The sequence below is a fragment of the Pseudomonas sp. B611 genome (assembly GCF_055407965.1).
In genome coordinates this window covers 21,344-40,359 of sequence record NZ_JBUZST010000008.1, presented here as the reverse complement: position 1 = coordinate 40,359, position 19,016 = coordinate 21,344, and the positions used below count along the sequence as shown (strand labels likewise).

The 19,016-nt window shown below is 62.1% G+C and carries 17 protein-coding genes; 11 read left to right on the top strand and 6 right to left on the bottom strand.

The window, feature by feature from the left end:
• Nucleotides 1–51: 51 nt before the first annotated feature.
• Together ACZRMO_RS18355 and ACZRMO_RS18350 are read left to right on the top strand one after the other, a co-directional pair.
• Nucleotides 52–591 carry a PQQ-dependent catabolism-associated CXXCW motif protein gene (locus ACZRMO_RS18355; protein WP_124529056.1) on the top strand — a complete coding sequence of 180 codons (540 nt, stop codon included), beginning with the start codon at nt 52–54 and terminating at the stop codon, nt 589–591.
• 27 nt (nt 592–618) lie between these two features.
• Nucleotides 619–1,284 carry a response regulator transcription factor gene (locus tag ACZRMO_RS18350; protein ID WP_207042744.1) on the top strand — a complete coding sequence of 222 codons (666 nt, stop codon included), beginning with the start codon at nt 619–621 and terminating at the stop codon, nt 1,282–1,284.
• A gap of 123 nt (nt 1,285–1,407) precedes the next feature.
• On the opposite strand, the gene ACZRMO_RS18345 is transcribed toward ACZRMO_RS18350, so the two are convergent.
• The 4 genes from ACZRMO_RS18345 to ACZRMO_RS18330 all read right to left on the bottom strand — a co-directional run bounded on the left by ACZRMO_RS18345 (nt 1,408) and on the right by ACZRMO_RS18330 (nt 6,779).
• Entirely contained in the window at nt 1,408–3,348 is a 1,941-nt protein-coding gene (locus ACZRMO_RS18345) for a PAS domain-containing hybrid sensor histidine kinase/response regulator (protein ID WP_463973756.1), read from the bottom strand.
• Nucleotides 3,290–4,435: a nitric oxide-sensing protein NosP gene (nosP, locus tag ACZRMO_RS18340; RefSeq protein WP_463973755.1), complete on the bottom strand. Its 1,146-nt coding sequence runs from the start codon at nt 4,433–4,435 to the stop codon at nt 3,290–3,292. The genes ACZRMO_RS18345 and nosP overlap by 59 nt, the downstream gene beginning before the upstream one ends.
• Nucleotides 4,436–4,645: 210 nt before the next feature.
• On the bottom strand, nt 4,646–5,821 hold the full coding sequence (locus ACZRMO_RS18335) for a porin (RefSeq protein ID WP_463973754.1): 1,176 nt from the start codon (nt 5,819–5,821) through the stop codon (nt 4,646–4,648).
• A gap of 145 nt (nt 5,822–5,966) precedes the next feature.
• On the bottom strand, nt 5,967–6,779 hold the full coding sequence (locus ACZRMO_RS18330; RefSeq protein WP_463973753.1) for a sulfite exporter TauE/SafE family protein: 813 nt from the start codon (nt 6,777–6,779) through the stop codon (nt 5,967–5,969).
• Between the two features lie 131 nt (nt 6,780–6,910).
• Here ACZRMO_RS18330 and ACZRMO_RS18325 point away from each other — a divergent pair, with 131 nt between their 5' ends.
• Nucleotides 6,911–7,774 carry an MBL fold metallo-hydrolase gene (locus ACZRMO_RS18325; RefSeq protein WP_463973752.1) on the top strand — a complete coding sequence of 288 codons (864 nt, stop codon included), beginning with the start codon at nt 6,911–6,913 and terminating at the stop codon, nt 7,772–7,774.
• 74 nt (nt 7,775–7,848) lie between these two features.
• On the opposite strand, the gene bkdR is transcribed toward ACZRMO_RS18325, so the two are convergent.
• The gene (bkdR, locus tag ACZRMO_RS18320; RefSeq protein WP_017735434.1) at nt 7,849–8,337 is read right to left on the bottom strand and encodes a Bkd operon transcriptional regulator BkdR; all 489 of its coding nucleotides are present in this window, start codon (nt 8,335–8,337) and stop codon (nt 7,849–7,851) included.
• A 195-nt stretch (nt 8,338–8,532) separates the two neighbouring features.
• Between bkdR and ACZRMO_RS18315 the strand changes: the two genes are divergently transcribed.
• The 5 genes from ACZRMO_RS18315 to ACZRMO_RS18295 all read left to right on the top strand — a co-directional run bounded on the left by ACZRMO_RS18315 (nt 8,533) and on the right by ACZRMO_RS18295 (nt 14,660).
• Nucleotides 8,533–9,768, top strand: coding sequence for a 3-methyl-2-oxobutanoate dehydrogenase (2-methylpropanoyl-transferring) subunit alpha (locus ACZRMO_RS18315; protein ID WP_124529070.1), 1,236 nt, complete (start codon nt 8,533–8,535; stop codon nt 9,766–9,768).
• A 1-nt stretch (nt 9,769) separates the two neighbouring features.
• The gene (locus ACZRMO_RS18310; protein WP_016978112.1) at nt 9,770–10,828 is read left to right on the top strand and encodes an alpha-ketoacid dehydrogenase subunit beta; all 1,059 of its coding nucleotides are present in this window, start codon (nt 9,770–9,772) and stop codon (nt 10,826–10,828) included.
• On the top strand, nt 10,829–12,085 hold the full coding sequence (locus ACZRMO_RS18305) for a dihydrolipoamide acetyltransferase family protein (protein ID WP_463973751.1): 1,257 nt from the start codon (nt 10,829–10,831) through the stop codon (nt 12,083–12,085). It begins immediately after the preceding gene.
• 3 nt (nt 12,086–12,088) lie between these two features.
• A complete protein-coding gene (lpdA, locus tag ACZRMO_RS18300) occupies nt 12,089–13,468 on the top strand; it encodes a dihydrolipoyl dehydrogenase (protein WP_463973750.1) in 1,380 nt (459 codons plus the stop codon).
• A 172-nt stretch (nt 13,469–13,640) separates the two neighbouring features.
• On the top strand, nt 13,641–14,660 hold the full coding sequence (locus tag ACZRMO_RS18295) for a branched-chain amino acid aminotransferase (protein ID WP_463973749.1): 1,020 nt from the start codon (nt 13,641–13,643) through the stop codon (nt 14,658–14,660).
• 142 nt (nt 14,661–14,802) lie between these two features.
• Here the strand turns inward: ACZRMO_RS18295 and ACZRMO_RS18290 are convergent, their stop codons facing one another.
• Nucleotides 14,803–15,687 carry a GNAT family acetyltransferase gene (locus ACZRMO_RS18290; RefSeq protein WP_463973748.1) on the bottom strand — a complete coding sequence of 295 codons (885 nt, stop codon included), beginning with the start codon at nt 15,685–15,687 and terminating at the stop codon, nt 14,803–14,805.
• A gap of 287 nt (nt 15,688–15,974) precedes the next feature.
• On the opposite strand from ACZRMO_RS18290, the gene ctlX reads away from it, so the two are divergent.
• The 3 genes from ctlX to ACZRMO_RS18275 all read left to right on the top strand — a co-directional run bounded on the left by ctlX (nt 15,975) and on the right by ACZRMO_RS18275 (nt 18,981).
• Nucleotides 15,975–16,901 (top strand): citrulline utilization hydrolase CtlX, encoded by a 927-nt coding sequence (ctlX, locus tag ACZRMO_RS18285; protein ID WP_463973747.1) that lies wholly within the window; start codon nt 15,975–15,977, stop codon nt 16,899–16,901.
• 11 nt (nt 16,902–16,912) lie between these two features.
• Nucleotides 16,913–17,956, top strand: a complete 1,044-nt coding sequence (locus ACZRMO_RS18280; protein ID WP_463973746.1) for an ornithine cyclodeaminase — start codon at nt 16,913–16,915, stop codon at nt 17,954–17,956.
• A 245-nt stretch (nt 17,957–18,201) separates the two neighbouring features.
• Nucleotides 18,202–18,981 (top strand): ABC transporter substrate-binding protein, encoded by a 780-nt coding sequence (locus ACZRMO_RS18275; protein WP_026136619.1) that lies wholly within the window; start codon nt 18,202–18,204, stop codon nt 18,979–18,981.
• Nucleotides 18,982–19,016: the final 35 nt, after the last annotated feature.

The following is a 19,016-nucleotide window of genomic DNA, read 5'->3' as shown; positions in this document are numbered from 1 at the left end:
GGCAGTGGGACTGGCGTGTAATGGCGGCATAACGATAAGGATTGACCCGCCATGCTGCCCGCTCGACTGCCCCTGTTGGCGTTGCTCTGCTTGCTCGTGACCAACGCCCAGGCCGACACCCCACTGTTTTCCGCCGATGGCTACCGTACCAGCCTGTACCGCAGCCCCACGCCCGACCAGGCGCCCGGTGCGACCATCGTCGACACCCCGGCCCTGCAAACCCTGCTCAACCAGACGCCCGCGCCGGTGCTGATCGATGTGTACCGGCGCCAATGGCTGCAAGGGCGCTTTATCGAAGACCAGCCCCACGCCAACCTTCCCGGCAGCCACTGGCTGGCGAATACCGGCGACGGCGACCTCACGCCGGAATGGCAAGGCTACTTCGTGCGCCACCTGTACAAATTCACCGGCGGCAACCTCGCACGCCCGTTGGTCTTCTACTGCCGCTCCGATTGCTGGTTGAGTTGGAACGCGGTAAAACGAGCCGCCAATCTGGGCTATACCTCGGTGTATTGGTACCGTGATGGCTTGGATGCATGGGAAGCGGCAAAACTGCCAGTGATGGCTGCGACACCCGAGCCTTTTCAATAAAAAACCACAACAAGAAGGTGAACGGCCATGTACAAAATCCTGATCGCCGACGATCACCCGCTGTTTCGCGAAGCGATCCACAACGTGATCAGCGACGGTTTCCCCGGCAGTGATGTAATGGAAACCGCCGACCTCGACAGCGCCCTCGCCCTGACCCAGGAACACGACGACCTCGACCTGATCCTGCTGGATTTGAACATGCCCGGCATGCACGGCCTCAATGGCCTGATCAACCTGCGCAACGAGTCGCCGACCATCCCGGTGGTGATCGTCTCGGCCGAGCAGGACAAGCAGATCGTGCTGCAAGCCATCACCTACGGCGCCGTGGGGTTTATCACCAAGTCGTCGCCGCGCCTGCAAATGACCGAGGCGATCCAGCAGATCCTCAACGGCAACGTGTACCTGCCGCCAGACATCATCCGCACCCAGAAAAACCCCAACCAACGGCGCATGAACGACGCGCCAGGCTTCGCCCCGGAACTGTTGCAGGCCCTGACGCGCAAGCAGTTGCTGGTGCTGGAGCGGATGACCAAGGGCGAGTCGAACAAGCAGATTGCGTACACGCTGGAGATTGCCGAGACCACGGTGAAGGCCCATGTGTCGGCGATATTGCGCAAGTTGAATGTGCATAACCGGGTGCAGGCGATCCTCAGTGCCGGCGACATCGACTTCGGCTCGTACCTGCGCCGCTGACCTCGATCGTTCCCACGCTCCGCGTGGGAACGCCGCCCTGGACGCTCTGCGTCCGCTTTGTGACGCGGAGCGTCAGGGGATGCATTCCCACGCAGAGCGTGGGAACGATCAGCGTGGGAACGATCATTTTCCGAGCAGGTGGCTCATGGCGGTCTTGAGCTTCATCGGCCGCACGGGCTTATGCATCAACGTATGCCCCAACTCGCGAATCTGCTGCTTCAACTCATTGCTGTAGTTGGCCGTAATCATCAACGCCGGAATCGCACTGCCACGCCGGGCATTGATACGGGCCACGGCGTCGACGCCGTTCTGGTCGTCGTCGAGGTGGTAGTCGGCAATCAGCAGGTCAGCCTCGGCATGGTAGTTGTCCACCTGCCGCGCCAGGTCCTGTTCCGACAACGCCGTCGTGACCCGGCAACCCCAACCTTCCAGCAACGTGCGCATCCCCGCGCAGATCGCCGCGTCGTTATCCAGCACCCACACCCGTGCGCCCTGTAAACGCTCCAGCAGCGCTTCGCTCATGCACGGCAGCGGCAGGGACTTTGGCGCGGTAGCGCTCACGGGCACCTCCACGGAAAACATCGAGCCCCTGCCCGGCCAGGATTTGACACTGATGCGATGACCGAGAATCCCGGCGATTTTCTCGACGATGGCCAGGCCCAACCCCAGCCCGCGATCCTGGTCCGGGCGCTGCACATCGCCGCGTTTGAACTCCTGGAAAATCTCCTCCAGCCGCTCCTCGGCAATGCCCATGCCGCTGTCCCACACCTGGATCAGCAAGCGCTGCTGCTGGCGTCGGCAGCCCAGCACCACGCGACCCTTGTAGGTGTAGCGCAGGGCGTTGCTGAGCAGGTTGCGCAGAATGCGCGCCAAGAGCTGGATGTCACTGCGCACCAGCGCCGAGCAGGCGACGAAGTGCAATTCCAGGCCTTCGGCGCGGGCCAGTTCGGTGTATTCGGCGGCGAGGTTTTCCAGCAGTTCGCTAAGGGCAAACGGCGCGATATCGGCCTTGATCACGCCAGCGTCCAGCTTGGAAATATCCACCAGGGTGCCCAGCAGGTTTTCCACGTCGTCGAGGGAGTTGCTGACGTTGCGCACCAGGGTTTCGTTGGGCCGCTCCAACAGGGCGCTGGTGAACAACCGCGCGGCGTTCAGCGGTTGCAGCAGGTCGTGGCTGACGGCGGCAAGGAATTTGGTTTTCGACAGGTTGGCTTTTTCCGCCTCCTGCTTGGCTTCGCGCAGGCGGGTTTCCATGCGTCGGCGCTCGTCGATTTCCTGCAACAGCTGATCGTTGAGCGAGGTCAGTTCCGAGGTGCGCTGGGCCACGCGCTGCTCCAGGTGCTGGTAGGCCTGGTGCAGGGCTTCGGCGGTGCGGCGGCGTTCGGTGATGTCGCGGATCAACACAAAGATGCCCACCACTTCGCCGCTGGCGAGCATGTTCGGCACATAGGAACGCAACATGTAGCGCTCCTGGTTGTTGATGTTGGTTTCAGCAAATTCGAAGGTCACGCTCTCCCCGGCCAGCGCTCGGGCGACGTAGGCGTCGAGGCGCTGGCAGTGCTGCTCGCTGTGCACTTCGCGCAGGCTCTGGCCGAGCATCATGCCGCGTGGCCAGCAGTACCATTCTTCGTAGACCTTGTTAGTGAATTCGTAGACCAGCTCGGCATTCAGGTAGCCGATCAGCGCCGGCACGTTGTCGGTGATCAGGCGAATCCAGCGTTCGCTTTCCTGGGCTTTTTGCGCGGCCGCCTGTTCGCCGCGCAGGGTTTCGGCGCGTAGGCGCGCGTTGATCAGCAGGTGGTTGCTGGCCTTGAGTTCGGCCATCGCCTGGTTCAGCGCGTCGGTGCGTTCGCGCACTTGCTCGGCCAGCACCACCGAATGCTGGAAGGTGGTGTACGGGTTGTTGCCCTGGGTCATGCCGGACTCGATGCGCTCGATCAGCGCCGCATTGATCCGCGCCAGCTTGTGGTTGGCCTGCTGCAACTGGGCAACCTGGGCACGCAGTTCAGCGTCGGCCACGGGCAATGGCGACCCCGGTGAATGTCTGGTTGATGTGCATGCCATTGAACTGTTCTCCGTAGGTGTTGAAACCCAGCACCCGTTGGCCTTGCAGGTAGTTGCCGATCTGTTCCAGATTGCCGTTGTCTTCCAGCTCCATGCGCCGCAGGAAGCAGTCGCAGCCGATGGTCAGCAACAGGTCGCCGAGGCGCGCGTGCAGGCCGTCGAACAAGTCTTGCAGGTTGGGCAGGATCGGGCCCGGTTGCATCAGGGTCAGCACAATGCCGTTCTCCACCGCGCAGTAGAAACTCAGGCTGAGGTCGTCATGCACCTGCTGGATCGCGCGGACGTAGTACTGGTCGTGGATGCGCACCGCCAGCGGGTGGGCGGCGAAGGTGCGATGGTCAAGGTCGGCCACCGCCACGCCGATGTGCCGCGCGTACTCTTCGGCGGCGGGTTCGGCATTGAGCTCAAAGACCCGGCGTGACGGGCTGTCGGCACCGGTCACCACCAGTTTTTCCGTGCGCGGCAGGATGTGGTGGGTGGTGAACACCTCGAAGTCCAGCCAGGTATTGACCAGTACCACCACCGCCGCGCCGCTGTGGAACACACCGTTGAAGTACACGTGGGTGTGGGTGAGGAAATTGTCGTCCCCGGCCGAGCCGCCGAAGTGCGGGATATCGCCAAGGGCGGCGCTGAGGGCGGCGAGCACCATCTCTTCACGGCTGGACAAGCCGTCGAGCAGGGTCAGGGCAAAGGTGTTGCCCTTGATCGGCGCCAGGGTGTTGCTGCGACAGCCGCCGACCAGGCGTTCGACCATGTCCTGGGCGCCGATCAGGCTGAAGTGCTCGACCTCGTCGATCAATTCGGTGGCGATGGAAAAGTGCGCATGGTTGAAGCCCATCGCGGTGATGCAATTGCGCCCGTAGCCTTGGGGCGTGATCTCGCCGGCGCTGGTGCAGCCGACCACGCGCACATTGCCGAAGCACTGTTGCAAGGCCTGGCCGAGGGCCTGCAAGTCGTAGCCAGCGGAACAGAAAAACAGCACAAAGCCCAGGTACGGATGCAGCAGTTGGCGGGCCAACTCTTCAGCGGCCTGCCCTGGATCGGTGGCCTGGGACATGGCGCTGACTACGCCTTCACTGTTGTGCATCGTTGGTTCCCCCTCTAAGGCGTCAGTGTACGAAGGCCGAGGGGTGGGCCCTATGCTACTTGGGTACTGGGTGGGGGGATGCGTTGGGATGAGGTGATCGTTCCCACGCTCCGCGTGGGAATGCCGCCCTGGGCGCTCCGCGTCCGCTTTGAAAGCAGTGACGCGGAGCGTCACAGGATTCATTCCCACGCGGAGCGTGGGAACGATCAGTTACCAGGTGAGGACGGCACCTACGGCAAAGGTATCCGTGTCTTCATTCTGCGCACTGGTGTCATGCCCCTTGATCTGGAACTGGTTGTACTCCGCCACCAGTTTGAGGTTGTCGTTCACATCATGGAACAGCGCAATCCCACGGGTTTCATAATCCGCGCCGCTGCCGACCACGCCGTTGCCGTCATCCTTGGTCTTGCCGTAGGACAACGCCAGGCGGTTCTTGCCGAGTTTGTACGAGCCTTGCACCAGGTAGCCGTTGCTGTCGACATTGCGCAGGGTGGCTTCGCCGGCGTTGTTGGTGAAAAACGGGTTGATGCCCTTGGCCTGGAAACCCGAGCCGGTCAACGACAGGCCACCCATCTTCGCCTGTACGCCGTAGCCCAGGCCCTTGGAGGTGACGCTGGCGACGTTGGAATCGGTGTTGTCCGAGGTCTGGTAGCTGCCGTTGAGCCAGCTGTAGATCTTCGCCCCGCCCACGTCGAACTGGTAGGTGATCTCGCTCTCGGTGCGCGGGTTCTTCTGGTAGGCCTTGCCCAGGGCGCTGCTGTCGTTGGTGTCCACTGGGTCCATGATGCCGACGGCGACGCGCAGGCCGTCCATCACCGGGGTGCGGTAGGTGATCTGCGACGTGGGGAACGGGTACGGGTAGCCGCTGCCGATATTGCCGAACGACACACCGCCGCCATCCACCAGGCCGAGGCTGTCGCTGACCTGGCCATACCCGGCGAGCAGTTCATCGAGCAGGATGTTGGAGCGGGCGAACAGGCCAAAGTCCTTGCCGATCAGCACTTCGCCCCATTCTTTATTGGCCACGGTGCCGTAGAACTGGCGCACGTCGATGGCGGTGTCGGTGCCGTTGGTTTCGCTGTCGTTGATGGTCACCCAGAACGAGGCACGGGCGCCGAGCTTGAGGTCGTCGACCTGCTTGGTCATGTTGAAGCCCAGGTAGTTGGGCAAGAAGCCCATCTTCACGCGGGATTGGCGGCGGTCGTACTGGTCGCCGGCGCGGTCCACGTCGCTGTTGACGTAGAAGGCGTTGATGTAGCCGTCGGTGGAAAAGGTGGTTTCATCCTTGTCGTACAGCATGATTTCGGCGTCGGCGAACGGGCTCATGCCGAGACCGACGATAAAGGCTGGCAACAGACGCAGGGGGACATTCTTATTCTTATGCATGGCGCGCTCCGCAACGGGGACTTGATGTCGGAGGCGATTATCAAAAGGCGCCAGGCCCCGGCATACGCTGCCTTGGCCGTGGTTTCAGGCTGCTTTGGGCGGACCACGGGTGCCCGCCAAGTTCGGTGTAAGCCAGGCCCGGCACTTAGTGCGTAAGACCGGCCTTGGCCAACATACCGACAGCCACCAGTACACACAGGCTGGCAAAACCGACCTGCAAGTACCGTGCGGGGATCACCGAACTCAAGCGCCGGCCGGCGAGCATGCCGACGATGCTCGCACCGACAAACACCCAGCCCACAGGTTCGATGGTGACCCCGGCATGGAACGCACCGGCCACGCCGATCAACGACAGCAGGCTGACCACCATCAGCGAGGTGGCGACGATGCCGCGCATCTGCACGTCGGTGAGTTGCTTGAACGCCGGCACGATCAGGAAGCCGCCGCCCACGCCGAGCAGGCCGGACACCGCGCCAGTGACCGCGCCGAGGGCGGCCAGGGTGGCGCTGCATTTGGCGGTCCAGGTCAGGCGCCCGGTCTGCTGGTCGAGCATGCAGTTCTTCTGGCCCCAGGACGCGGTGCCATGGTCACTCGGCCCGGCCTGGTGTTTTTCACGCTGCAACATGCGCCAGGCCACCAGTACCATCAGCGCGCTGAACAGGCCCATCAGCACGGCCTCCGGTAATTGGTGGGCGAAAAACACCCCCACCGGCGAACATAACGCGCCCAACAAGGCGATCAACAACGCGGCTCGGTAACGCACCAGGCCATGGCGCAAGCCGTCGAGCGCGCCCACCGCAGCCGCCGCACCAACGGCCAGCAGCGACACCGGCGCGGCCTGGGTCATGCTCAGGCCCAACCCCAACACCAGCGCGGGCACCCCAAGGATGCCACCGCCCGCGCCGGTCAGGCCCATCACCAACCCCATCAATAACCCCAGAACACTTGCCAACAACATTCAATCCACCTTAGGCCGGATGCTGCCGCGTGGCGTCACATCCCGCATTGCGATCCTTTGCCTCGGACCGTTTTTTTCACTTAAGCTCGCAAGCCTATGTGGAAATCACGTCTATACCAAGGACCACCGTCATGTCAGCGTTGATCAAAGCCTTTCTGGACGAGGCGTCGTCGACCTACACCTATGTCCTGCATGAAGCCGATGACGGCCCCTGCGCCATTATCGATTCGGTGCTCAACTACGACCCGGCCTCCGGGCGCACCGACACCCGCCAGGCCGACCAGGTGATCGCCTACGTGCGCGAACACCGCCTGCAGGTGCAATGGTTGCTGGAAACCCATGCCCACGCCGACCACTTGTCCGCCGCACCGTATTTGCGCCGCACCCTGGGCGGCAAGATCGCCATTGGCCAGTCCATCAGCACCGTGCAGGACGTGTTCAAGAACCTGTTCAACCTGGAGCCGGAATTTCGCGTGGATGGCTCGCAGTTCGACCACTTGTTTGCGCCGGACGAGGTTTTCTACATCGGCAACATCAAGGCCCAGGCCCTGCATGTGCCGGGGCATACGCCCGCGGACATGGCCTATCTGGTGGATGACCGGCTGATCCTGGTGGGTGACACCCTGTTCATGCCGGACGTGGGCACGGCTCGCTGTGACTTCCCGGGTGGGGATGCGCGGCAGTTGTATGCGTCGATGCGCAAGTTGCTGAGTTTTCCGCCGGAGACTGAGTTGTATGTGTGCCATGACTACCCGCCCGAGGGGCGTGAGGCGAAATGCCTGACGACTGTGGCGGAGCAGCGGGCGGGGAATATTCATGTGCATGACGGGGTGGATGAGGCGGCGTTTGTCACGATGCGCACCACTCGGGATGCCGGGCTGGGCATGCCGACACTGTTGCTGCCGGCGATCCAGGTGAATGTGCGGGCAGGAAATATGCCGCCGCCGGAGGACAATGGCGTGGTGTACCTGAAGATCCCCCTTAACCAACTTTGAAATGCATAACCCTGTGGGAGCTGGCTTGCCTGCTCCCACAGGGGCCAGCATTTCACAGTGGGAGGTGTGTTGGGTCAGGTACCGAGGTTTATGCCATTAGCGGGTAAAGGCAACGCGGTTTTATAGCGCACCTGCTTCAAAGCAAAACTCGACCGAATATTCGCCACCCCCGGCACCTTGGTCAAAAAGTCCATCATGAAGCGCTCCAGCGACTGGATCGTCGGCACCAGCACCCGGATCAGGTAGTCCGGGTCACCGGCCATCAGGTAGCACTCCATCACTTCCGGGCGGTCGGAAATCGCGCTTTCGAACTGCTGCAACGCCAGCTCATTCTGCTTTTCCAGGCTGACGTGGATGAACACGTTGACGTGCAGCCCCAGTAAATCCGCGTCCAGCAGGGTGACTTGCTCGCGAATCAAGCCCAACTCTTCCATCGCCTTCACCCGGTTGAAACACGGCGTGGGCGACAGGTTCACCGAACGCGCCAGGTCGGCGTTGGTAATGCGGGCGTTCTCCTGCAAGGCGTTGAGAATGCCAATATCGGTACGGTCCAGTTTGCGCATGAGACAAAATCACCTGTTTATTATGTTTATGCAGTTTTTTTATCCGCAAATGGTCGTGAGTGCAACGAAACACAGATAAATATTCTTCTACGCCCCGCCTATGATTGTTGTAGGACAAGATTTCCCCTACCCGGGGTCTGACTGTCAGCTAGCGCGCCCACTACAAGAAATTCACAAGATAGAGCGTAGAAAGCCATGACCCAGCAGTACGAACCACTGCGCCTGCACGTCCCTGAACCCTCGGGACGCCCAGGCTGCAAGACCGACTTTACCTACCTGCGCCTGACCGACGCCGGCCTGGTGCGCAAACCCGCCATCGACGTAGAACCCGCCGACACCGCCGACCTGGCCAAGGGCCTGATCCGCGTGCTCGACGACCAGGGCCAGGCCCTCGGCCCATGGGCTGAAGGCGTCCCGGTAGAGATCCTGCGCAAAGGCATGCGTGCGATGCTCAAGACGCGCATCTTCGACAACCGCATGGTGGTCGCCCAGCGTCAGAAAAAAATGTCGTTCTACATGCAAAGCCTTGGTGAAGAAGCCATCGGCAGCGCCCAGGCCCTGGCCTTGAACATCGACGACATGTGCTTCCCCACCTACCGCCAGCAAAGCATCCTGATGGCCCGCGAAGTGCCGCTGGTGGATCTGATCTGCCAGTTGCTGTCCAACGAGCGTGACCCGCTCAAGGGCCGCCAGTTGCCGATCATGTATTCGGTCAAGGACGCGGGTTTCTTCACCATTTCCGGCAACCTCGCCACCCAATTCGTACAGGGTGTGGGCTGGGGCATGGCCTCGGCGATCAAGGGTGACACCAAGATCGCATCCGCCTGGATCGGCGATGGCGCCACCGCCGAATCCGACTTCCACACCGCCCTCACCTTCGCCCACGTGTACCGCGCGCCGGTGATCCTCAACGTGGTCAACAACCAGTGGGCCATCTCCACCTTCCAGGCCATCGCTGGCGGTGAAGCCACCACCTTCGCCGGACGCGGCGTGGGTTGCGGCATCGCCTCCCTGCGTGTGGACGGCAACGACTTTATCGCGGTGTACGCTGCCTCCGCCTGGGCCGCCGAACGGGCACGCCGCAACCTGGGGCCAACGCTGATCGAGTGGGTCACCTATCGTGCCGGCCCGCACTCAACGTCTGATGATCCGTCGAAATACCGCCCCGCCGATGACTGGAGCCACTTCCCCCTCGGCGACCCGATCACCCGACTCAAGCAGCACCTGATCAAGATTGGCCAGTGGTCCGAAGAGGAACACGCGGCAGTCAGTGCCGAGCTTGAAGCCGAGGTCATCGCGGCGCAAAAAGAAGCCGAACAGTACGGCACCCTTGCCGGCGGCCAGATTCCAAGCGCCGCGACCATGTTCGAAGACGTCTACAAAGAGATGCCGGAGCACTTGAAGCGCCAGCGTCAAGAGTTGGGGATCTGACATGAACGATCACAACAACAGCATTGAAGTGGAAACCGCCATGACCACCACCACCATGACCATGATCCAGGCCCTGCGCTCGGCCATGGATGTGATGCTCGAACGTGACGACAACGTGGTGGTGTTCGGCCAGGACGTCGGTTACTTCGGCGGCGTGTTCCGTTGCACCGAAGGCTTGCAGACCAAGTACGGCAGCTCGCGGGTGTTTGACGCGCCCATTTCCGAAAGCGGGATTATCGGCGTGGCCGTGGGCATGGGGGCCTATGGCCTGCGCCCGGTGGCCGAGATCCAGTTCGCCGACTACGTCTACCCCGCCACCGACCAGATCATCTCCGAAGCCGCGCGCCTGCGTTATCGCTCGGCCGGGCAGTTCACCGCACCACTGACCATGCGCATGCCCTGCGGCGGCGGCATCTACGGCGGCCAGACCCACAGCCAGAGCATCGAAGCGGTGTTCACCCAGGTCTGCGGGCTGCGCACGGTGATGCCGTCCAACCCTTATGACGCCAAAGGTTTGCTGATCGCCTCCATCGAAAACGATGACCCGGTGATCTTCCTCGAGCCAAAACGCCTGTACAACGGCCCGTTCGACGGTCACCACGACCGTCCGGTAACCCCGTGGTCGAAACACCCGCAAGCGCAAGTACCGGACGGTTACTACACCGTGCCACTGGACGTGGCCGCCATCGTGCGCCCGGGTTCGGCCGTCACCGTGCTGACCTACGGCACCACCGTGTATGTGTCGCAAGTCGCCGCCGAAGAAACCGGCATCGACGCCGAGGTCATCGACCTGCGCAGCCTGTGGCCGCTGGACCTGGAAACCATCGTCAAGTCGGTGAAAAAGACCGGCCGTTGCGTGGTGGTGCACGAAGCCACCCGTACCTGCGGCTTTGGCGCCGAGCTGGTATCGCTGGTGCAAGAGCATTGCTTCCACCACCTGGAAGCGCCGATCGAACGCGTCACCGGCTGGGATACCCCCTACCCGCACGCGCAAGAGTGGGCGTATTTCCCAGGGCCGTCCCGTGTGGGCGCGGCGTTGAAACGGGTCATGGAGGTCTGAATGGGCACGCACGTTATCAAGATGCCGGACATTGGCGAAGGCATCGCAGAAGTTGAACTGTCGGTCTGGCATGTAAAGGTCGGCGACCTGGTGGTTGAAGACCAGGTGCTGGCGGATGTGATGACCGACAAGGCGATGGTGGACATTCCCTCGCCGGTGCACGGCAAGGTGATTTCCCTCGGCGGCGCGCCGGGTGAAGTCATGGCCGTGGGCAGTATTCTGATCAGCATTGAAGTGGAAGGTGCGGGCAATGCGAAGGAGGCGCCGGTGGTGAAGGAAGCGCCCAAGGCTGCACCGGTCGTGGAAGCCAAGCCCGCTCCGGTGGTCGAAAGCAAACCGGTGGTTGTAAAAGCCGCAGCGGCACCCGTTGCCCGTGATGCCGACGAACGCCCGCTGGCCTCCCCTGCCGTGCGCAAGCATGCGCTGGACGCCGGGATCCAATTGCGCCTGGTCCAGGGCACAGGCCCGGCGGGTCGAATCCTCCACGAAGACCTCGACGCGTACCTGCAACAAGGCACGGCGAAGGCTTCCTCCACCGCCAACCCCTACGCCGAACGCAACAGCGAAGAACAGATCCCGGTGATCGGCATGCGCCGCAAGATCGCCCAGCGCATGCAGGACGCTACCCGCCGCGCCGCGCATTTCAGCTACGTGGAAGAAATCGACGTGACCGCCCTCGACGAGCTGCGCGTGCACCTCAACGAGAAACACGGCGCCACACGCGGCAAGCTGACCCTGCTGCCGTTTATCGTGCGTGCCATGGTGGTGGCGCTTAAGGACTTCCCACAGATCAACGCCCGTTACGACGACGAAGCCCAGGTCATCACCCGCCTCGGCGCCGTGCATGTGGGCGTGGCCACCCAAAGCGACGTTGGCCTGATGGTGCCTGTGGTGCGTCACGCCGAGGCCCGCAGCCTGTGGGGCAACGCGGAAGAAATCACGCGTTTGGCCACGGCCGCACGCAATGGCAAGGCCAGCCGCGACGAGCTGTCGGGCTCGACCATCACCCTGACCAGCCTCGGCGCCCTGGGCGGCATCGTCAGCACGCCGGTGCTGAACCTGCCGGAAGTGGCCATCGTCGGCGTCAACCGCATCGTCGAACGGCCGATGGTGATCAAAGGCCAGATCGTGGTGCGAAAGATGATGAACCTCTCCAGCTCGTTCGATCACCGCGTGGTCGATGGCATGGACGCGGCGCAATTCATCCAGGCCATTCGCGGCCTGCTCGAACAACCCGCCAGCCTGTTTCTGGAGTAAGGCATGTCGCAGACTTTGAATACCACGCTGCTGATCATCGGCGGCGGCCCTGGCGGCTATGTGGCGGCGATCCGTGCCGGCCAACTGGGCATTCCGACCATTCTGGTGGAAGGCCAGGCGCTGGGCGGCACCTGCTTGAATATCGGCTGCATCCCGTCCAAGGCCTTGATCCATGTGGCCGAACAGTTCCAGCAAACCATCCACCACAGTCAGGGTTCGCAACTGGGCATCGAAGTGGATGTGCCGACCCTGGACATCCGCAAAAGCGTGGAATGGAAAGACGGCATTGTTGACCGCCTGACCACCGGCGTCGCCGCGCTGCTGAAAAAGCACAAGGTGCAGGTGATTCATGGCTGGGCCAAGGTCGTGGACGGCAAGACCGTCGATGTCGGCGACCAGCGCATCCACTGCGAACACTTGCTGCTGGCCACCGGTTCGAACAGCGTCAACCTGCCGATGCTGCCGATTGGCGGGCCGATCATCTCGTCCACCGAAGCCCTGGCGCCGACCCGCGTGCCGAAACGGCTGATCGTGGTGGGTGGTGGTTACATCGGCCTGGAACTGGGTATTGCCTACCGCAAGCTCGGCGCCGAAGTCAGTGTGGTCGAGGCGCAGGACCGTATCCTGCCCGCCTACGACGCCGAGCTGACGCAACCGGTGAACGAATCCCTCAAGCAATTGGGCGTGAAGCTGTACCTCAAGCACAGCGTCACCGGCTTTGCCGATGGCAAGTTGCAAGTACGTGATCCAAATGGCGACACGCTGTCACTGGCCACCGACCAAGTGCTGGTGGCCGTGGGGCGCAAACCCAACACCCAGGGCTGGAACCTCGAAGCCCTGAACCTGGACATGAACGGTGCGGCCATCAAGATCGACAACCGCTGCCAGACCAGCATGCGCAATGTGTGGGCCATCGGCGACCTGAGCGGCGAGCCGATGCTGGCGCACCGGGCCATGGCCCAGGGCGAGATGGTTGCCGAACTGATCAGCGGTCAACAGCGTGAATTCAACCCGGCGGCGATCCCGGCCGTGTGCTTTACCGACCCGGAACTGGTCGTCGTCGGCAAGGCGCCGGATGAAGCCAAGGCTGCTGGGCTGGACTGCATCGTGTCGAGTTTCCCGTTTGCGGCGAATGGCCGGGCAATGACCCTGGAGTCGAAAACCGGCTTCGTGCGGGTGGTGGCGCGGCGCGACAATCACCTGATCGTCGGCTGGCAAGCGGTGGGCGTGGGGGTTTCCGAACTGTCCACTGCCTTTGGTGTGAGCCTGGAAATGGGCGCGCGCCTGGAGGATGTGGCGGGGACGATCCATGCCCATCCGACCCTGGGCGAGGCCGTGCAGGAAGCGGCTTTGAGAGCCTTGGGGCACGCATTGCACCTGTAAGACCGCAACCCCCTGTGGGAGCGGGCTTGCTCGCGAATGCGGTGAATCAGTCAATAAATCTGACGACTGACACACCGCATTCGCGAGCAAGCCCGCTCCCACACAAAGCAAGAATGAAGTATTGTTGCGCCCATTCAGAAAAAAACCGACTTGACCAAAGATAGAGGGTGTCATGGGTAACGAAAGCATCAATTGGGACAAGCTGGGTTTTGACTACATCAAAACCGACAAACGGTTTCTCCAGGTCTGGAAAAACGGCGAGTGGCAAGACGGCACCCTGACCGACGACAACGTGCTGCACATCAGCGAGGGCTCCACCGCCCTGCACTATGGCCAGCAGTGCTTCGAAGGCCTCAAGGCCTACCGTTGCAAGGACGGTTCGATCAACCTGTTCCGCCCGGACCAGAACGCCGCCCGCATGCAACGCAGCTGCGCGCGCCTGCTGATGCCCCATGTACCGACCGACGTGTTCATCGACGCCTGCAAGCAAGTGGTCAAGGCCAACGAGCGGTTCATCCCGCCGTACGGCAGCGGCGGCGCGCTGTACCTGCGCCCGTTCGTGATCGGCACCGGTGACAACATCGGCGTGCGTACCGCGCCGGAGTTCATCTTCTCGGTGTTCTGCATCCCGGTTGGTGCCTACTTCAAGGGCGGCCTGGTGCCACACAACTTCCAGATCTCCACCTTCGACCGCGCCGCGCCACAAGGCACCGGTGCCGCCAAGGTCGGTGGCAACTACGCCGCCAGCCTGATGCCAGGTTCGGAAGCGAAGAAAGCCGGTTTTGCCGATGCGATCTACCTGGACCCGATGACCCACTCGAAAATCGAAGAAGTCGGTTCGGCCAACTTCTTCGGTATCACCCACGACAACCAGTTCATCACGCCGAAATCGCCTTCGGTACTGCCAGGCATCACCCGCCTGTCGCTGATCGAACTGGCCAAGTCCCGACTGGGCCTGGACGTGGTCGAGGGCGAAGTGTTCATCGACAAGCTGGACCAGTTCAAGGAAGCCGGCGCCTGCGGTACTGCGGCAGTGATCTCGCCGATTGGCGGCATCCAGTACAACGGCAAGCTGCATGTGTTCCACAGCGAAACCGAAGTGGGTCCGATTACCCAGAAGCTCTATAAAGAGCTGACCGGCGTGCAGACCGGTGATGTTGAAGCGCCAGAGGGTTGGATCGTCAAGGTCTGACCGCAACACCACATAACTGAATGTGGAGTGGGCTTATGTGGGAGCGGGCTTGCTCGCGAATGCGGTGTGTCAGTCAATACAGCTGATACTGACACACCGCATTCGCGAGCAAGCCCGCTCCCACATTTGATCTCCGGTGTTTTCAGGGGATGTTTTCCACAATCTTCTTGCCCATACTGATCCGCGGCTCCACGCCATACCCCAACGCCTCGTAAAACCCCGTCACAGCATCATTGCCACTGGTGATCTGCAGGTTGATCTTCATGCAACCCAGCGCAGTCAACGCCTGTTCCGCATGGCGTACCAGCGAAGAACCCAAGCCATGGCGCCGATAGTCGGCGTGTACCGCGACTGAATACAGCCAGCCACGATGCCCGTCGTACCCCGCGAGAATCGTGCCGACCACGGTCTTTTTATCCGTCGCGACAAAAAACAGCCCGTCGTTGACCGCCAGCTTTTTATCAATCGCCAGGGCCGGTGAGTTATGCGCCGTGTCATAACCAAAGGCCTGTTGCCACAACCCCACCACTTGCGCCCGGTGCTGACGATCGCGGTACAACCCGATGGGATGGCGGGACAGTAGCGTCTTCTCCATCACCAAGGTCCGTTCATTGCCGTGGTAGACGTCGCGCACCGTGTGAAACCCCAGCGCGGTATAGAACGGCTCGGCCGTCAGTGAAGACGGCACGCTCAACACCGTCACGCCGGCTTGGCGGGCACGCAGTTCAATCTCGATCATCAGCAGCCGGCCAATGCCCTGCCCTTGCAGCGCCGGGTTGACGAACACCGAGCGCACCACGTTGGCATCCAGCGCTGCCGTGGCGACGATGACGTCGTCCTGCACCGCCACCAGTACCACCCGACGTGTCAGCAGGGCCAGTACCGCATCGGGGGTGAAGTTGCCCGCAACCCGGGCGATCACGTCTGCCGGGTAATCCTTCGCGTTGCTGCTGTGCAGGGCAGCCAGGATGACCTGGCTGATGCCTTCGGCATCGGCGGGTTGGGCGAGACGAACGGCGGTAGGCATGCAGGGCTCCTTGCTGAGAACAGAGATCAAAAACCACCCCCATACTAATGTGGGAGCTGGCTTGCCTGCGATAGCGGTCTGTCAGGCAAAGCATCTGTTGCTGATATACCGCTATCGCAGGCAAGCCAGCTCCCACATTGGATTGCATTTCACTCCCGCAGCCGATTTGGCTGCGCCACTGCACTTTTCAGCTTTCCCGGCTGAGCCGCCCCCTCGTTTCAGCCGGGATTCACCCCGCACAACCCACAAAATAGCCGCACTGCTCAACCTCATGGATTCGTGCACCCATGCAAACCACCAACACCGTCTTGATGATTCGCCCGGCGCGCTTTGCCTTCAACCCGGACACTGCCATCAACAACCGCTTCCAACGCCAGCCCCTCGATCCGCTCAGCGCGCAGCAGAAAGCGCTGGAAGAGTTCGACGGTTATGTCGAGACCCTGCGCCAGCACGGCGTGGAAGTGCTGGTGGTACAGGACACCCTGGCGCCCCATACCCCCGACTCGATCTTCCCCAACAACTGGTGGAGCAGCCACGCCGACGGCAGCCTGGTGCTGTACCCGATGGAAGGCCAGAACCGCCGGCTGGAGCGCAACAAAGGCGTGCTGCAAGTGCTGGAGCAACGCTTCGCGATCCACAGCACCATCGACCTCAGCCACCTGGAACAACAGAACATCTTCCTCGAAGGCACCGGCAGCATGGTGCTCGACCGCCAACACCGCATCAGCTACGCCTGCCACTCCGGGCGCACCCACCACGACGCCCTGCGCCAGTTCGCCGAGCGCCTCGACTACCAGCTCTGTGTGTTCCACGCCGTGGACCGCCATCACGCGCCGATCTACCACAGCAACGTGATGATGAGCGTCGGCCGCGACCTCTCGGTGGTGTGCCTGCAATCCCTGCCCGACGAGGGCGAGCGCCTGACCCTGGAGCGCTCCCTGCGCGATACCGGCAAAGACATCCTCGCCCTCGACTTCGATCAGCTGGAAGCCTTCGCCGGCAACATGCTTGAAGTCCACGACCGCGACGGCCAGCCGCTGCTGGTGATGTCGGCCAGTGCCTGGGGCGCCTTGCAACCGGCACAACGCGCCCATGTAGAGCGCCACACGCGGCCGGTGGTGGTGAACATCGACAACATCGAACGCATCGGCGGCGGCAGTGCCCGCTGCATGTTGGCAGAAGTGCATCTGCCCGCCCGTCCCTCATTTCAATAAGGAGTCTTGCCATGACCCGTTACATCGACGTCAACGACCTCAGCTACCTGGTCTCGCAAAAAGGCCTGCAAACCTGCATCAGCGAGATGGCCGAGTACATCCGCGCCGACTACCTGCGCTGGCAGGACTTCGAAAAATGTGCGCGCCTGGCCAACCACTCACCGGACGGTGTAATCGAGTTGATGCCGGTGTCCGACGCCGCGCTGTACGCCTTCAAGTACGTCAACGGCCACCCGAAAAACACCCAGGCCGGCATGCTCACCGTGATGGCCTTTGGTGCGCTGGGCGACGTGGACACCGGCAAACCTGTGCTGCTGGCTGAAATGACCCTGACCACCGCGATCCGCACCGCCGCCACTTCGGCGCTGGTGGCGCGCTACCTGGCCCGCGACAACAGCCGCAGCATGGCGCTGATCGGCAACGGCTCGCAGAGTGAATTCCAGGCCCTGGCCTTCCACGCCATGCTCGGCATCAATGAAATCCGCCTGTTCGACATCGACGCCAAGGCCACCGCCAAGCTGGCGGTCAACCTCAAGGCGTTCCCGGCGATCAAGGTGATTTTGGCCAGCAGCGTGGCTGACGCAGTGAAAGGCGCGGACATCGTCACCACCGTCACCGCCGACAAGGCCTACGCGACCATCCTCACCGACGAGATGATCGAGCCGGGCATGCACCTCAACGCCGTCGGCGGCGACTGCCCCGGCAAGACCGAGCTGGACCGACGTATCGTCGAGCGTGCCCGCGTGATCGTCGAGTACGAGCCGCAAAGCCGTATCGAAGGTGAAATCCAGCACATGCCGGAAGATTCGCCGGTGACCGAGCTGTGGCAAGTGATCAACGGCCAACGGCCCGGCCGCGAAAATGCGCGCCAGGTCACGCTGTTCGACTCGGTGGGTTTTGCCATCGAAGACTACTCGGCCCTGCGCTACGTACTGGATGTGGCCAAGGCCCTCGACGTCGGCAGCACACTGGACCTGGTGCCGGACCTGGCCGACCCGAAAGACCTGTTCGCGCGCCTGGCACAGCCCGTCGCACAGCAGAAAAAGCGCGCCTGAGACCGCTCTGGCCTGCCGCTTTGCGTCGGCGGTGGGCCAGGTTTGCAGGGATGAAAAGCCGATTCAGCGGGTCTTGCAGCCGATTCCGCTGCATTGCCCGATTTAACAGCGCAATTTGCGCTTTATGCGAGGGGTAAACGACACAAAAAACGCACCACCTTGAAGCATTCTCTCCGCCAACAAGAACGATTTGTTACAGCTCATTGACTGCCCTGACATCAATTACAAAATATAGGGACTACACCATGACTCCACTGCGATCACTCTTCGCTGCGTTGCTGTTGCCACTGTGCGCCACTGCGGCCCACGCCCAGGAGTGGAAAGAAATCCGCTTCGGCGTCTTCCCCGAATACCCGCCCTTCGAATCCGTGGCCGCCGACGGCAGCCTGCAAGGTTTCGACATCGAACTGGGCAACGCCATCTGCGCCAAGCTCGAAGTCAAATGCACCTGGGTCCACAACGAATTCGACGGCATGATCCCGGCCCTGCGCGCGCGCAAGTTCGACGCCATCATGTCGTCCATGGCCGTAACCCCGGCCCGCGAAAAGATCATCGACTTTACCGACCGCCTGTTCCTCAGCCCAACCTCGGTAATCACCCGCAAGAGCGCCGACTTCGGCGACACCCCGGAATCGTTGAAAGGCAAGCAAGTCGGCGTGCTGCAAGGTTCGCTGCAAGAAGCCTACGCCCGTGCACACCTGGCCAAGCTCGGCGCGCAGATCAAGGCGTACCAGTCCCAGGACCAGAACTACGCCGACCTGCAAAACGGCCGCCTCGACGCGACCCTGACCGACAAGCTCGAAGCACAGCTCAACTTCCTGTCCAAACCTGAAGGCGCCGACTTCAAGACCGGCCCGGCGTTCAAGGACCCGACTTTGCCATTGGACATCGCCATGGGCCTGCGCAAGAACGACCAGGAACTGCGTGCGCTGATCAACAAAGGTATCGCGGCCGTGCAAGCGGATGGCACGTATGCCGAGATCCAGAAGAAATACTTCGGCGATCAGGACATCTACAACGAGTAAGCCAACACCGACCCTGTGGGAGCGGGCTTTTGTGG

Coding starts and splice junctions, on each gene's coding strand:
- ACZRMO_RS18295 (WP_463973749.1), top strand. CDS start 13,641: ATGGGTAACGAAAGCATCAATTGGGACAAGCTGGGTTTTGACTACATC.
- ACZRMO_RS18315 (WP_124529070.1), top strand. CDS start 8,533: ATGACCCAGCAGTACGAACCACTGCGCCTGCACGTCCCTGAACCCTCG.
- ACZRMO_RS18280 (WP_463973746.1), top strand. CDS start 16,913: ATGACCCGTTACATCGACGTCAACGACCTCAGCTACCTGGTCTCGCAA.
- lpdA (WP_463973750.1), top strand. CDS start 12,089: ATGTCGCAGACTTTGAATACCACGCTGCTGATCATCGGCGGCGGCCCT.
- ACZRMO_RS18335 (WP_463973754.1), bottom strand. CDS start 5,821: ATGCATAAGAATAAGAATGTCCCCCTGCGTCTGTTGCCAGCCTTTATC.
- ACZRMO_RS18290 (WP_463973748.1), bottom strand. CDS start 15,687: ATGCCTACCGCCGTTCGTCTCGCCCAACCCGCCGATGCCGAAGGCATC.
- ACZRMO_RS18310 (WP_016978112.1), top strand. CDS start 9,770: ATGAACGATCACAACAACAGCATTGAAGTGGAAACCGCCATGACCACC.
- ACZRMO_RS18305 (WP_463973751.1), top strand. CDS start 10,829: ATGGGCACGCACGTTATCAAGATGCCGGACATTGGCGAAGGCATCGCA.
- ctlX (WP_463973747.1), top strand. CDS start 15,975: ATGCAAACCACCAACACCGTCTTGATGATTCGCCCGGCGCGCTTTGCC.
- ACZRMO_RS18325 (WP_463973752.1), top strand. CDS start 6,911: ATGTCAGCGTTGATCAAAGCCTTTCTGGACGAGGCGTCGTCGACCTAC.
- ACZRMO_RS18345 (WP_463973756.1), bottom strand. CDS start 3,348: ATGGCATGCACATCAACCAGACATTCACCGGGGTCGCCATTGCCCGTG.
- ACZRMO_RS18350 (WP_207042744.1), top strand. CDS start 619: ATGTACAAAATCCTGATCGCCGACGATCACCCGCTGTTTCGCGAAGCG.
- nosP (WP_463973755.1), bottom strand. CDS start 4,435: ATGCACAACAGTGAAGGCGTAGTCAGCGCCATGTCCCAGGCCACCGAT.
- ACZRMO_RS18330 (WP_463973753.1), bottom strand. CDS start 6,779: ATGTTGTTGGCAAGTGTTCTGGGGTTATTGATGGGGTTGGTGATGGGC.
- ACZRMO_RS18275 (WP_026136619.1), top strand. CDS start 18,202: ATGACTCCACTGCGATCACTCTTCGCTGCGTTGCTGTTGCCACTGTGC.
- ACZRMO_RS18355 (WP_124529056.1), top strand. CDS start 52: ATGCTGCCCGCTCGACTGCCCCTGTTGGCGTTGCTCTGCTTGCTCGTG.
- bkdR (WP_017735434.1), bottom strand. CDS start 8,337: ATGCGCAAACTGGACCGTACCGATATTGGCATTCTCAACGCCTTGCAG.